General features: G+C 60.0%; 1 protein-coding gene and 1 pseudogene. Both read right to left on the bottom strand.

Annotation, left to right across the window (positions count from 1 at the left end):
* Positions 1-123 (bottom strand): DUF3391 domain-containing protein (locus tag GHN86_RS23060; RefSeq protein WP_267129149.1); only part of this gene is annotated, 123 nt, incomplete at its 3' end.
* Positions 124-279: 156 nt separating this feature from the next.
* Positions 280-507 (bottom strand): annotated as a pseudogene (locus tag GHN86_RS23055) (hypothetical protein); the annotation flags it as partial.

Raw genomic sequence — 507 nt, 5'->3', positions numbered from 1 at the left:
AACCCAGACCTCCCCGACGCCACATTCTCGAATGGCAGAGAGATCCTGAGGCTCGGTCAGCAGGAAGCTGCCGCGCCAGAATGGGTGTCGAACCCAAGAGCCGGCGAGCTTGTGGATGTACATGCCGAGACGAAGCTCGGATACGGGAATGCGTTTTACCAACTTATTTTCCTTTCTGAGTTGGGTGGTTAGGCGTGCGCCGAGGCTGGCACCCAGCGGTAGAGCGGAGGTAAGGTCACGCCAAGATTCTTGGATCAGCCGGAACCGCCGAAATTTCCGTCAGCCGATCAACATGGCTTTGTCTCGCGCTCGGTCGATGCGTTCCTGCATCGCCTGCATGACTTCTTCGTGGGTGTACGACTTGGCGTTGGGGTCGTCGGCCTCTCGGAGAGCTTCCTCGACCTCGCGGGTCATCCGCGCATATTCTTCCGGCCACAGCGCTTGCTCCATGCGCAGCGACGCCTGCCCAAGCAGGTGCAGCAGGCCGAACAGCCGCATGTCATTGGT

This window comes from Pseudomonas helleri (assembly GCF_009600315.1).
Classification (GTDB): Bacteria; Pseudomonadota; Gammaproteobacteria; order Pseudomonadales; family Pseudomonadaceae; genus Aquipseudomonas; species Aquipseudomonas helleri_A.
This window is presented reverse-complemented; position numbering and strand designations above follow the sequence as displayed.